The sequence below is a fragment of the Curtobacterium sp. MCBA15_009 genome, assembly GCF_001864895.1.
Classification (GTDB): domain Bacteria; phylum Actinomycetota; class Actinomycetes; order Actinomycetales; family Microbacteriaceae; genus Curtobacterium.
The window spans coordinates 515,366-527,764 of sequence record NZ_MJGO01000037.1; the positions used below are offsets into that span (position 1 = coordinate 515,366).

The 12,399-nt window shown below is 67.9% G+C and carries 10 protein-coding genes and 1 tRNA gene; 6 read left to right on the plus strand and 5 right to left on the minus strand.

The features are described from left to right. Window positions 1–76 precede the first annotated feature (76 nt). Window positions 77–2,596 (plus strand): ATP-dependent Clp protease ATP-binding subunit, encoded by a 2,520-nt coding sequence (locus BIU97_RS10875; RefSeq protein ID WP_071297624.1) that lies wholly within the window; start codon window positions 77–79, stop codon window positions 2,594–2,596. Window positions 2,597–2,824: 228 nt separating this feature from the next. Here the strand turns inward: BIU97_RS10875 and BIU97_RS10880 are convergent, their stop codons facing one another. Both BIU97_RS10880 and BIU97_RS10885 read right to left on the minus strand, forming a co-directional pair. After that, window positions 2,825–3,838, minus strand: a complete 1,014-nt coding sequence (locus BIU97_RS10880; protein WP_071297625.1) for a hypothetical protein — start codon at window positions 3,836–3,838, stop codon at window positions 2,825–2,827. A 145-nt stretch (window positions 3,839–3,983) separates the two neighbouring features. Next, window positions 3,984–4,436 carry an SRPBCC family protein gene (locus tag BIU97_RS10885; RefSeq protein WP_071258129.1) on the minus strand — a complete coding sequence of 151 codons (453 nt, stop codon included), beginning with the start codon at window positions 4,434–4,436 and terminating at the stop codon, window positions 3,984–3,986. Between the two features lie 98 nt (window positions 4,437–4,534). Between BIU97_RS10885 and BIU97_RS10890 the strand changes: the two genes are divergently transcribed. Together BIU97_RS10890 and BIU97_RS10895 are read left to right on the plus strand one after the other, a co-directional pair. Further along, window positions 4,535–5,077, plus strand: coding sequence for an amino-acid N-acetyltransferase (locus BIU97_RS10890; RefSeq protein ID WP_071258115.1), 543 nt, complete (start codon window positions 4,535–4,537; stop codon window positions 5,075–5,077). A 51-nt stretch (window positions 5,078–5,128) separates the two neighbouring features. Further along, window positions 5,129–5,800: a hypothetical protein gene (locus tag BIU97_RS10895; RefSeq protein ID WP_071297626.1), complete on the plus strand. Its 672-nt coding sequence runs from the start codon at window positions 5,129–5,131 to the stop codon at window positions 5,798–5,800. Window positions 5,801–6,255: 455 nt separating this feature from the next. Here BIU97_RS10895 and cspE read toward each other — a convergent pair whose 3' ends face one another. Continuing rightward, complete coding sequence (gene cspE / locus BIU97_RS10900) at window positions 6,256–6,465, minus strand: transcription antiterminator/RNA stability regulator CspE (protein ID WP_017887662.1); 210 nt, start codon at window positions 6,463–6,465, stop codon at window positions 6,256–6,258. Window positions 6,466–6,757: 292 nt separating this feature from the next. On the opposite strand from cspE, the gene BIU97_RS10905 reads away from it, so the two are divergent. Next, the gene (locus BIU97_RS10905; RefSeq protein WP_071258111.1) at window positions 6,758–7,141 is read left to right on the plus strand and encodes an SseB family protein; all 384 of its coding nucleotides are present in this window, start codon (window positions 6,758–6,760) and stop codon (window positions 7,139–7,141) included. Window positions 7,142–7,259: 118 nt separating this feature from the next. On the opposite strand, the gene radA is transcribed toward BIU97_RS10905, so the two are convergent. Then, on the minus strand, window positions 7,260–8,621 hold the full coding sequence (gene radA, locus BIU97_RS10910; RefSeq protein WP_071297627.1) for a DNA repair protein RadA: 1,362 nt from the start codon (window positions 8,619–8,621) through the stop codon (window positions 7,260–7,262). 10 nt (window positions 8,622–8,631) lie between these two features. Further along, window positions 8,632–9,750: an SGNH/GDSL hydrolase family protein gene (locus BIU97_RS10915; RefSeq protein WP_071297628.1), complete on the minus strand. Its 1,119-nt coding sequence runs from the start codon at window positions 9,748–9,750 to the stop codon at window positions 8,632–8,634. A 142-nt stretch (window positions 9,751–9,892) separates the two neighbouring features. Here BIU97_RS10915 and BIU97_RS10920 point away from each other — a divergent pair. Both BIU97_RS10920 and BIU97_RS10925 read left to right on the plus strand, forming a co-directional pair. Then, a tRNA-Ser gene (locus tag BIU97_RS10920) sits at window positions 9,893–9,982 on the plus strand. 592 nt (window positions 9,983–10,574) lie between these two features. Further along, window positions 10,575–12,314, plus strand: a complete 1,740-nt coding sequence (locus BIU97_RS10925; RefSeq protein ID WP_175472433.1) for an AIPR family protein — start codon at window positions 10,575–10,577, stop codon at window positions 12,312–12,314. The last annotated feature ends 85 nt before the right edge of the window (window positions 12,315–12,399 follow it).

The window sequence follows — 12,399 nt, forward strand, 5'->3', positions numbered from 1 at the left end:
GGGAGCCCGTCGGGGGAGCGCTGGTTAGTCTCGATGTACGTCACCGGACTCCCACGATTCCGGCAAGGGAGAGCACATGTTCGAGAGATTCACCGACCGAGCCCGTCGGGTTGTCGTCCTCGCTCAAGAAGAAGCGAAGATGCTCAACCACAACTACATCGGCACCGAGCACATCCTCCTCGGCCTCATCCACGAGGGCGAGGGCGTCGCCGCCAAGGCGCTGGAGTCGCTCGGCATCTCGCTCGATGCCGTCCGCGAGCAGGTCCAGGACATCATCGGGCAGGGCCAGCAGCAGCCGACCGGGCACATCCCGTTCACGCCGCGCGCCAAGAAGGTGCTCGAGCTGTCCCTGCGCGAGGCGCTGCAGCTCGGTCACAACTACATCGGCACCGAGCACATCCTGCTCGGCCTGATCCGCGAGGGCGAGGGCGTCGCAGCCCAGGTCCTCGTGAAGCTCGGCGCCGACCTCAACCGGGTCCGCCAGCAGGTCATCCAGCTCCTGTCCGGTTACCAGGGCAAGGAAGCCGTCGCCGTCGGTGGCGAGCAGCAGCAGAACGCGCAGCAGGGTTCGCAGGTCCTCGACCAGTTCGGTCGGAACCTCACCCAGGCCGCGCGCGACGGCAAGCTCGACCCCGTCATCGGGCGCGAGAAGGAGATGGAGCGGGTCATGCAGATCCTCTCCCGCCGCTCCAAGAACAACCCCGTCCTGATCGGTGAGCCCGGCGTCGGCAAGACCGCCGTCGTCGAGGGCCTCGCCCAGGCGATCGTCAAGGGCGACGTGCCCGAGACGCTCAAGGACAAGCAGCTCTACTCGCTCGACCTCGGGTCGCTCATCGCCGGGTCCCGCTACCGCGGTGACTTCGAGGAGCGCCTGAAGAAGGTCACGAAGGAGATCCGCACCCGCGGCGACATCATCGTCTTCATCGACGAGATCCACACGCTCGTCGGTGCCGGTGCTGCCGAGGGCGCGATCGACGCGGCCTCGATCCTCAAGCCGCTCCTGGCCCGCGGTGAGCTCCAGACCATCGGTGCCACCACGCTCGACGAGTACCGCAAGCACTTCGAGAAGGACGCCGCACTCGAGCGTCGCTTCCAGCCGGTGCAGGTCAACGAGCCGTCGCTGCCCCACGCGATCAACATCCTCAAGGGGCTGCGCGACAAGTACGAGGCGTTCCACAAGGTGTCCATCACCGACGGCGCGATCGTCGCCGCGGCGAACCTGGCGGACCGCTACGTGCAGGACCGCTTCCTGCCGGACAAGGCCATCGACCTGATCGACGAGGCGGGCGCCCGCCTGCGTCTGTCGATCCTGTCGGCGCCGCCGGAACTCCGCGAGTTCGACGAGAAGATCTCGACGGTCCGCGGGTCGAAGGAAGCCGCCATCGAGGAGCAGGACTTCGAGAAGGCCGCGAGCCTGCGCGACGAGGAGAAGAAGCTCCTCGGCGAGCGTCTCCGCCTCGAGAAGCAGTGGCGTGCAGGTGACGTCGCCGCGTCCGGCACCGTCGACGAGGGCATCATCGCCGAGGTCCTGGCCCAGGCCACGGGCATCCCGGTGTTCAAGCTCACCGAAGAGGAGACCTCGCGTCTCGTCTTCATGGAGAAGGCACTGCACGAGCGCGTCATCGGTCAGGAAGAGGCCATCTCGGCCCTGTCCAAGACCATCCGCCGTACCCGTGCCGGCCTGAAGGACCCGAACCGTCCCTCCGGCTCGTTCATCTTCGCCGGCCCCACGGGCGTCGGGAAGACCGAGCTCGCCAAGGCCCTCGCCGAGTTCCTGTTCGACGACGAGGGTGCGCTGATCTCCCTCGACATGTCGGAGTTCGGTGAGAAGCACACCGTGTCCCGCCTGTTCGGTGCCCCTCCCGGGTTCGTCGGGTTCGAGGAGGGCGGCCAGCTCACCGAGAAGGTGCGCCGCAAGCCGTTCTCCGTGGTCCTGTTCGACGAGATCGAGAAGGCCCACCCGGACATCTTCAACTCGCTGCTGCAGGTGCTCGAGGAAGGCCGTCTGACCGACGGTCAGGGCCGCGTGGTCGACTTCAAGAACACCGTCATCATCATGACCACGAACCTCGGTTCGCAGGGCATCGCCGGTGGCCCGGTGGGCTTCCAGGTCGAGGGTGACTCGGCCGTCGGCTACGACCGCATGCGCGGCAAGGTGAACGAGGAGCTGAAGAAGCACTTCAAGCCCGAGTTCCTGAACCGTGTCGACGACACGATCGTGTTCCCGCAGCTGTCGCAGCCCGAGCTGCTGCAGATCGTGGACCTGTTCGTGAAGCGTCTGGCCGACCGCCTGCTCGACCGCGACATGACGGTGGAGCTCACGCTCGCCGCCAAGGAGCAGCTCATCAAGGTCGGGTTCGACCCGTCCCTCGGTGCTCGCCCCCTGCGCCGCGCGATGCAGCACGAGGTCGAGGACCAGCTGTCCGAGCACATCCTGCAGGGTGAGCTCAACGCGGGCGACCACGTGAAGGTCGACTTCGCCGAGGGCAAGTTCCAGTTCGAGACCGGGCGTCAGCCGGGCCGCGAAGAGGTCCTCGCCGGTGCGCCGTCGCTCGACAAGGCGCCCGAGGCGCCGCAGGGCGAGATCGAGTCCTGACGCACGGATAACCGACACGTGTCGGGACGGGAGGCCCGTTGCCATCTGGCAACGGGCCTCCCGTCCGTTCTGCGCGCGTCGCGGCCACCGGCCCTCGTCCGGGGGTAGTGTTGCCAGTACGCGCGAGACGTTCCCCCCAACTCCTCGCGCGGAGCACTCGATCGGTTCCCCCCAACGGATCGAGGCGCTGCCGGCCCCGGTCTGTTCGCAGACCGGGGCCGTTGCACGTCAGGGGGTCGGCGCGACCTCGGCGGCGAACCGGCGGACGGTGTCCTCCCAGCGGGCCGGGTCCTCGTTCCACTCGAGCGTGTGCGGTGCGGTGCGGAACGCGACCGCCGTGACACCCGCCCGGGCAGCCTGCGCGGCGACGTCGTCGGCGCTGACGAGGGCGTCGGCCGTCGAGTGCAGGAGCAGGGTCGGGGTGGTCCGGTCCGGCCAGGTGGTCACGGCCACGGGGTCGTTCGTGCCGGCGAGCCGGCAGACGAGCGGCGTCGACGCGGTGCGGGCGGCCAGTGAGCCGACGACCGACGGCAGGTGTGCCGCCCGGACGGCCCCGCGCAGCGCGGAGGCCATGGAGAGCAGCGGTGCGACGCCGACGATGCCGTCGACGTGCTCGCGGTCGGCCGCCACCGCGCACGCGAGGGCCCCGGCCGACCAGCCCTGCAGGACGACGCGCTCGGCCCCGTCCGCGCGGGCGGCCCGGACGGCGGCGACGATGCGGTCCGCGGCTGCGGGGTCGAGCGAGCGCAGCGGCAGGTCGGTGGTGTCGACGATCGTGTTCGACGCCCCGAGCGACCGCCAGACGGCGAGCCCGCGGAGCACCTGGCGCGGCCCGAGCGACTGCCCGTGGACGTGCACGACGTGGGTGCGGGCGGTCGTGGCCGGCTCCTCGCCCGGTACGTCGTCCGGGGAGTCGGCCATCAGCGCGTCCCACTCCCAGACGCCGGGGTCGACGGGTTCGGAGACCGCGCGGCGGACGGCGTCGCCGTCGACCCCGAGCACGGTGCCGATCCGCTCGCGTCGGCCCGAGCGCTGCAGGCCGTACGTGCCCGGCAGCCGGGTGTCACGGGTGGCGTCGAGGAGCGCCTCGGTCCGCGTGGAGCTCCGGACGGTGGCCGTCGCCCGGTACGGGGCGGGGGCGAGCAGTCGGCGGGCGACGAGCGCGGCGAGGGCGATGCTGCCGGCCGTCCCCACCGCGGTGCCGATCGTCGTGCCGAGGACGGTGGTGCGTGTGCCGGTCATGTGGTCTCCCCTCGCGGAGCCTCCCGGCGTGCGTCGGCGCGGGTGCGGGGGTGGACCCGACCCCCGGACGGACGGGAGGCGCGGTGCCGTCCGGCACCGCGCCTCCAGTCTGGCCGTCCGTCACCACGGACGACCGCAGCCGGTCTCAGGCCTGGACGTCCCCGCGCCAGCCGGAGTCGGTCGGAGCGGACTCGACGCGCTCCTTGAAGTTCTGCAGGTCCTTCTTGATGGCGTGGCCACCGATGCCGACGGCCGAGCCGAGCTTCTCGAGGAAGCCGGAGGGCTGCCAGTCGATCTGGGCGGTCACACGCGTCTCGTTGTCGGAGAGCTTGTGGAAGGTGACGACACCGGCGTGGTCGGTCTCGCCGTCCTTGACGGTCCAGGCGACGCGCTCGTCGGGGTGCTGCTCGGTGATGATCGCCCGGAACTCGCGCTCCTGGCCGGCGACCTTCACGGTCCAGTCGGTGGTCTTGTCGTCCACCTGGACGATCTTCTCGACCTCGTCGAGGAAGGTGGGGAACTCCTCGAAGCGGGTCCACTGGTTGTAGGCAGCGGAGACGGGCACGTTCACGTCGACGGTTTCGATGATCTGGGGCATGGGTTGCACGGTAGGCCGGTCGTCCTGAGCGGGACCCAGACGGGTGTCCCCCTGGGCGTGGTGCACGTCGACGGTCGGCTCGCACTAGTGTGGGCCGGATGACAGAGCACGGCAGGCACGCGTTCGACGAGCGCGACGAGCACGGGATCCTCGTGCGTCCGGCGCTGGCGTCGGACGTCCCGCACATCCAGCGGCTCATCGCCCCGTACGTCGACCGCCGCATCCTGCTCGGCAAGGAGAACGTCCAGCTCTACGGCTCGATCCAGCAGTTCCGGATCGCCGAGGGCCCCGACGGCGTGCCGATCGGCTGCGGTGCCCTCGCCGTGTTCTGGGACGACATCGCCGAGGTCCGCACGCTCGCTCTCGACGCCGACTGGATCCACAAGCGCGTCGGCCACCGCATGCTCGAGGCGCTCGAGCACGACGCCCGCGAGCTCGCCGTCGCGCGCATCTTCTGCCTGACGTTCGAGGTCGACTTCTTCGCGAAGCACGGCTACCTGGAGATCGGCGAGAGCGTCGTCTCGCCGGACGTCTACGCCGAACTCGTCCGTTCGTCGGACGAGGGGGTCGCGGAGTTCCTCGACCTCGCCCGGGTCAAACCGAACACCCTCGGCAACACCCGCATGCTGAAGATCCTCTGACGCGTCGCGCGGCATCCGCGCTCGTCCGACCTGCCGCCCTACCCTGTGCGCATGTCGTCGTTCCGCCACCCCGTCGGCCCCGAGCGCCCCAGCGTCTACTGGCGCCGGCGCGCCATCGCGCTCGGCGCGGTCCTCGTCGTCGTGATCGTGGTCGTGCTCATCGTGGTGGGCCGCGGCGGGGCAGCCGAGTCGGCTGCTCCCGGGGCCTCCGGTTCCGCAGAACCGGGATCGGGATCGGGTGCGAGCTCCGGCTCGTCGTCGACGGCGACGTCGCGCACGCCCGCGCCCTCCCGCTCCGCAGCGCCGACCGCCGCCGACGGCGCCGAGTGCACGGCCGACCAGATCGAGCTCAAGCCCGTCCTCGACAAGGAGGCCTACGGCCCCACCGAGGACCCAAAGATCGCCATGTCGATCACCAACTCCGGCTCGAACAGCTGCCACTGGGACCTCGGCTCGGCGCAGCAGGTCCTGACGATCAGCTCCGGCGAGGAGCAGTACTGGTCATCGAAGGACTGCCAGACCGGCGGCACCCACCAGGACGTCACCATCAAGGTCGGTCAGACCCTCACCACGCCGGCGATCGAGTGGGACCGCACCCGGTCGTCGACGACGACCTGCGACTCGTCGCGGCCGGCCGTCACCGGCGGGGGAGCGAGCTACCACCTGCAGGTCGCGGTGGGGAAGGTCGAGTCGAAGCGGTCGGCGCAGTTCGTGCTGAACTGAGGCGGGCTGGGCGCCGGGCGGGGCTTGGCGCCGGGCGCGGGCGCCGTGCGGGGCTGGGCAGCTCGGCGGGGCGCCGGGCGGGGCTTGGCGTTCGGGGCTTGTGGGTGTGTCGCGAAAGCGACTGATCGCCGCGGATGGTTCGCGGCACACTGTCGCTTTCGCGGGTCCGTCGCTGCGGTGCTGCGGCGCTCGACGTGCGCACGGACGGACGGGAGGCGCGGTGCCAGCTGGTGCCGCGCCTCCCGTCCGGCGGTGGTCGCGACCAGGGCAGGGTGGCGACGGGCGGGGGTCCCGGTGCTCGGTCGGGTGGTTCGGGGACGCTGTGCACAACCGAAGTGCGTCCGCGCCGGGTCGTGTGCCGGTCCCGACGCGCTGTGGTTGTGCGGTCTTCCCTGCCCGGGACAGCAAACGGCCCCGTCGTCCGAAGACGACGGGGCCGTTCGAAGCTGATGTGATCAGCCGAGGACGGTGATGTTCTCCGCCTGCGGGCCCTTGCGGCCCTCGGTGATGTCGAACTCCACCTTCTGGTTCTCCTCCAGCGACTTGTAGCCGTTGCCGGCGATCGCGGAGAAGTGCGCGAAGACGTCAGCGCTGCCGTCGTCCGGGGCGATGAAGCCGAAGCCCTTTTCGTTGTTGAACCACTTGACGGTACCGGTAGATGCCATGATGGCGTTTCCTTAGCTTTCTTGCGTTCCGCCATGGTGCGATCGCACCTGCGGAGCCCCGACGTACGTCGACGGGGGTGATGCGCCACGCGGGCAGGTGCCGGCGGGACGGGTTCGGGATCAGGTCTGACGACCGGTGATCCTGGTAGTCCGAGTCAGGGGCAAACCACCTGACCAAGACGTTGAGCGCCGCCGAAGCGGTTTCACCAGGCTAGCGTGCTCAGGCTCCGCTGGCTACCCGTTCTCGCGACGCGTTCTCCACGGCACAGCGAAATCTGGTGGAATCGTTCCGATGGCAGACAAGGAACAGCGCTTCCGGAGTGAACAACTCGAGGAAGCCCTCGCGAAGCAGGACGTCGCTGCGGTGGCGTTCGCGCTGCGCAACGACATCGTGATCGTCCCCCGACTCGTCACCGGCAAGAAGGACATGCAGGTGCGGGTGTTCGGCCGTGAGGGCTCGGACAAGCGCATCCTGCTGCTGTTCTCGTCGGCCGACGCCTACACGGCGATGGTGCCCGACGAGAAGATCCGGCAGGTCATGGTCTACGACGGACCGCGGCTCGAGGAGTTCCTCGCGGCGCACCTCGACCTGCTCGAGGGCGTGTTCTTCGACATCGCCGGACCGCACACCATGCAGGCGACGCCCGAGGACCTGCTGGCCGCATTGCGCGCCTGAGGGGCGTCTGGCGGCTCGTGCAGGTGCCTGCGTCGGTGTGCCCGGCTGGGCCTGTGCTCGTGTGTGCCGGTACTCGTGAGTGCCGGTGTTCGTACGTGCCGGTGCTCGGACGTGCCGGTCAGAACGCGCGGTCGAGTTCGCGCTCGCGGGCGGACTGGGTCATCGAGAACGCGACCCGGAGTGCCTCGCGCAGGTGACCGGAGTCTGCGCCGAGCACCGTCGTGAAGCCGAGGCGCTTCGCCTCGGCCACCCGCTGCTTCGTCCCCGTGGCCGGACGGATCTCGCCGGCGAGGCTGATCTCACCCACCGCCGCCAACGTGTGCGGGTACGGGCGGTCACGGGCGGCGCTCGCGAGCGCCAGTGCGATGGCGAGGTCGGCGCCCGGTTCGGTGAGCTTCATGCCGCCGACCGTCGAGACGTAGACGTCGGCATCGGAGAGCTTCAGCCCCGCGCGCCGTTCGAGGACGGCGAGCAGCATCGCCACGCGCGACGAGTCGACACCGTTCACCACCCGGCGCGGCTGCGGGGCCGAACTCGGCACGATGAGTGCCTGCACCTCGACCGGGAGCGCCCGACGCCCCTCGAGCGCGACGGTGACGCACGTGCCCGACACCGGGGTGGCGTTCTTCGACATGAACAGGCCGCTCGGGTCGGGGACCTCGTGGATGCCGTCGCCGGCCATGTCGAAGCAGCCGACCTCGTCGGTGGGGCCGAAGCGGTTCTTCAGCGCCCGGACGAACCGGAGCGCGGTCTGCCGATCGCCTTCGAAGTGGCAGACGACGTCGACCAGGTGCTCGAGCAGCCGCGGACCGGCGATCGTGCCGTCCTTCGTCACGTGTCCGACGATGAGGACCGGCAGCGCGCGGTCCTTCGCGATCCGGATCAGGGTCGAGGCGACCTCGCGCACCTGTGACGTCCCACCGGCGATGCCGTCGATCGCGCCCGATGAGATCGTCTGCACCGAGTCGGCGATGAGCAGGTCGGGCTGCACCTGGTCGATCTGCCCGATGATGACGCCGAGGTCGACCTCGCTCGCCAGGAAGAGCTGGTCGTGCATGGCGCCGGTGCGCTCGGCTCGCAGGCGGACCTGGTCGACGGACTCCTCGGCGCTGACGTAGAGGACGCGCTTGCCGGCGGCCGCCGCGCGCGAGGCGACCTCGAGCAGGAGCGTCGACTTGCCGACGCCGGGCTCACCCGACAGCAGCACCGCCGCCCCGGGCACGACGCCGCCGCCGAGCACCCGGTCGAACTCGCCGATGCCGGTCTGCCACCGCTGCACCGACGTGCCACGGGCCTCGGTGATCGGTCGGGCGACGCGCGTGCCGGTGACGGCGACCGCCGTGGTGCCTCGTGAGCTCGCCGAGGTGGCGGAGGAGTCCTCGACCGTTCCCCAGGTCTGGCACTCGCCGCAGCGGCCGACCCACTTCACGCTGGTCCAGCCGCACTCGGTGCATCGGTAGAGGGACTGCGGGCGCGCCATGACGTCGAGGTTAGGCGGTGCCGCCGACATCACCCGACGGGCCGGCGGGCTGCTGTCGAGCGGGTTGCGCTCGGTCGTCGTGTTGGGTGGGCGCGGCTTGCTCGCCGTGGTGGGCGGGGGCGGTCTGCTCGTCGTGCTGAGCGGGGGCGGCTTGCTCGTCTGGGTGTCGGGCTGGGTTCGCGTCGGTGGCGTGCTCGTGCTCGTCGTGTGTCGCCGATGCCGTCATTCGCTGGCGGAGTCGCTCGACCGGGCCGGGGCTCTGCCGCCCCGCGTGGTCGAGGGCCTCGGCGCCCTCCGTGTCCTGCTCGGCGCGGGCGTTGGCGACGGCACCTGCCTCACGCCCCAGGTTCTCGGCCTCGCGAGCAGAGAGGTAGTGCCGGATCGCGGCGACGGTGTCCACGCGAGCATCCACCGCCGGCTCGAACGCACTCGCCCAGATCTCGTACCCGCGGTCGTTCGGGTGGAACAGGTCGCCGTAGCTGTTGAAGAACGTGCGCCGCAGCCCGACCCGCTTCGTGATGGTGTGCAGCGGCGCCACCGTCAACCCGAACTCGGCGGCCACCCGGTGCACGATCTCGTTCGCCACCGCCACCTTGCGCTCCCGGTCCGGCACGAACATGCACGGCAGCTCGGCGACCACCGTGTGCGACGGCACGGCACCGTAGATCGCCCGGATGTTCCGCTCGAACTTGCCCGGGTCGAAGTCGGCGATGTCGTTCGCACCGATCGACACCGTGCAGACGTCGGGCGAGTAGTGCTGCAGCTTCGGGAGCTGGTCCCGCTTCGCACCCCAGGTCGTCGAGCCCGAGACGCTGAGGTTCACCACGCGCACCGACATGCGGGAGCGGTGTCGGATGCGCCGAGCGAGCAGGCCCACGTACCCGCGGGACGGAGCGGTCGCGCCCACGCCCTGAGCGGCGGAGTCGCCGATCGCCAGGTAGAGGAGCTGCCCCTCGTGCTGCTGGCGTTCGCGCCACCAGTCGGCATGGACCGGCAGCATGTCCACCACGCGCTGGGCAGCGGCGCGCTGGCCCTTCACTCCGGCGCGGGTACCGAGGGCGGCGCTGCCGGCGACGAGCAGGCCCCCGCCGATCGAGGACACCAGGGCGATGAGCGTGCGGGACTTCATGCCGAGGACGGTACGCCGCAACGCTTCGTCCTCGACGAAGGTGCTGCGCGGATGTGGAGAGGGCCCTGGTGGCGACCGCCTGTGGAGGGCGAGCCGACCCTGGGTGACGGGAGGGGCCTCCTGATCGTGTATGATCTTTCCCGGTACCGTGTCCGAGCGGCCGAAGGATCATGTCTCGAAAACATGTGTGGGGGCAACTCCACCGTGGGTTCAAATCCCACCGGTACCGCCACAGAGAACCCCCGTTCACGCGGGGGTTTTCTTGTTCCTGGGAGTGGTCGTGGTGCGTCTTTGGTGCAGGTCTCGTTCGGGGTATCCCGTGCTGCGGTGCCCCATGGTCGGGCGCAGGCACAGCCGAAGATTGTTCGACTCGATGTCGGAGTCAGATCCGTGCGCTGATCAAGCGGGCAGCCCTGTCCAGGGGTCCGCACCTGTAAGCCCGTGCTGGGCCGAATCGAGCTGACCTCTGCTTCGCGCTGCGCAAGATCTAGATCAGCGGGCAGATGTGTGGCGACGGCGTGGAGAGGACCCCAGAACCGCAGGCTCCCCCCATCGGCGCGAGTGGCAGTCGGGTGCACCTCATCACAACGTGACGCCATCGGCTGCCGCCTCGGCCGCGTCGCGGCTCCGACAACTGCTACGCGGGACTTGTGGGGTGCTTCTCGATTGCGGTCGAGCGACAGCATCGCCCGCGGCTTGGCCCGGCGAGTTGCCGAAGGCGTGGGACGGCCCCCAAGGTGAGCCTTGGGGGCTGACTCATGTCGGGCACCGTAGGAGCGCCTCTGTAAGATTTGCTCACCATCGGCAAAACAGTCAGGGACGTCATGCCCAGCAACGAGCGCAACCTAATCGATCACCTCACCCAGGAGGCTCAAGCGAGCCGAGCCGTCCCTTACCCAGACGACATTGCGTTCGAGTTGTTCGCCGCGGAGACGATGCTCCGAGATCGCAACCTAAGCGAAGAGGAGATTGAGTCAGGCCGCATTGGGGGCGGGAAAGATGGCGGGATTGATGCCGTGTATACCTTCGTTGACGATGCCCTCCTCGACGAGGACTGGACGATGTTCGACCAGGACGCACCGGCGAGCAAGATCCGCAAGGGTGTTGAGCTCGAATGCGTCTTCATACAGGCAAAACGGGAGGAATCCTTCACTGAGACCGCTTTCGACAAAGCGGAATCCTCTCTGAGGAGACTGCTGAGTCTCGAGAGCACGGACGCTGAACTGCTCGTTCTGTATTCAGCGGAACTCATCGGACGCGTGCGACTCTTCACGGAGGCTTGGAAAAAGCTCCTCACGCGATCCCCGAAGATCAGCTTGCAATTTGCCTATGTAACACGCGGAGAGACTGAAACGGCTGGCCCTCCGGTTGTAATGAAGGCGAATGATCTGCGCAAGCTTCTTGAGGAGTGTGTCCCCAACGCATCTGCACGTGTGGACCTCGTCGGTGCCAGCCAGCTTTGGGAGCGCGCCAGTACGACACCCGAGTATGACTTGCAGATTCAGTTCGATGACTATGTAACTCGCGGCCAATCGTATGCCGGTCTGGTGACTCTGAATAACTATCATAAGTTTCTTTCCGACGAAGCCGGAAACCTGCGACCCCACATCTTCGATTGGAACGTTCGAGACTTCCAAGGGGACGTGACGGTCAATCGCGAAATCCAGCGCTCGCTGGAAACCGTGAATGGCGACGATTTCTGGTGGCTGAACAACGGAGTCACCATATTGTGCTCAAAAGCAGTGATCGGGGGCGGGAAAACCTTCACCCTCGAAGGTGTGCAGATCGTGAACGGGATGCAGACCTCCCACCGCATCCACACAGCGGTTAGCTCCTCGGTGGAGGGCGATGGCTTTGAAGGTGATCGTGCCGTTCAGGTCCGCGTCATCGAGACTCAGGATGAAGCGGCTAGAGATCGCATCATCCGCGCGACGAACAGCCAAACGAAGGTTCCCGACGCATCGTTGCACGCTACAGAAGAGATCCATAGGCAGATCGAGGCGCACTTCCTCGCCAACGGTTGGTTCTACGACCGTAGGAAGAACTTCTACAAGAACCACGGCAAGCCCTCGGATAAAATCATCGGCATCCCTGCTCTCGGGCAATCGATCATGGCTATTGGGCTGAGTAGGCCAAATGACGCAAGGGCTCGGCCTACCACAATTCTGAACGCCGAGAACGACTACAACAGCATTTTTGATTCGTCACTTCCACTCAGTGTTTACCTGTGGGTGGCGCGCGTTCAAAAGATGGTAGATCAGCTGCTACTCAGTGAGCCCGACGCGGCGCTTCGTGCAAACTTCCGATACTATGTCAGCTTGTACTGGGCGACTGCTCGTTTCGGTGCGCGAATCTACAGTCCCAAGCAGCTTGTTGAGTTGTCTAGGGCAGGCGAAGTTCCTTCGCTACTCGAAGTTATGAATGTCTTGTCTGAGATTGAATCTCTCGCGAGTACACTTGCCGTACAGCAGGACTGGACGCTAGATAGAGTGGCGAAGAATAGGCTCCTCACGGAGCTCGTGATCGATGAAGCTCTCGCGGGTGCCCCCGAGCCTGCTGAATGAAGTCGTTGAAGGATGAGTGGTCGCTACCTGATCGAGCCGTGTGCGTCGCGGGAGGTAGGAGGCTCGTATGACGGAGGGCACCGTT

Bases quoted from the DNA above. Each gene is read 5' to 3' on its own strand.
- BIU97_RS10875 (WP_071297624.1), top strand. From the start codon at position 77: ATGTTCGAGAGATTCACCGACCGAGCCCGTCGGGTTGTCGTCCTCGCT.
- BIU97_RS10880 (WP_071297625.1), bottom strand. From the start codon at position 3,838: ATGACCGGCACACGCACCACCGTCCTCGGCACGACGATCGGCACCGCG.
- BIU97_RS10885 (WP_071258129.1), bottom strand. From the start codon at position 4,436: ATGCCCCAGATCATCGAAACCGTCGACGTGAACGTGCCCGTCTCCGCT.
- BIU97_RS10890 (WP_071258115.1), top strand. From the start codon at position 4,535: ATGACAGAGCACGGCAGGCACGCGTTCGACGAGCGCGACGAGCACGGG.
- BIU97_RS10895 (WP_071297626.1), top strand. From the start codon at position 5,129: ATGTCGTCGTTCCGCCACCCCGTCGGCCCCGAGCGCCCCAGCGTCTAC.
- cspE (WP_017887662.1), bottom strand. From the start codon at position 6,465: ATGGCATCTACCGGTACCGTCAAGTGGTTCAACAACGAAAAGGGCTTC.
- BIU97_RS10905 (WP_071258111.1), top strand. From the start codon at position 6,758: ATGGCAGACAAGGAACAGCGCTTCCGGAGTGAACAACTCGAGGAAGCC.
- radA (WP_071297627.1), bottom strand. From the start codon at position 8,621: ATGGCGCGCCCGCAGTCCCTCTACCGATGCACCGAGTGCGGCTGGACC.
- BIU97_RS10915 (WP_071297628.1), bottom strand. From the start codon at position 9,750: ATGAAGTCCCGCACGCTCATCGCCCTGGTGTCCTCGATCGGCGGGGGC.
- BIU97_RS10925 (WP_175472433.1), top strand. From the start codon at position 10,575: ATGCCCAGCAACGAGCGCAACCTAATCGATCACCTCACCCAGGAGGCT.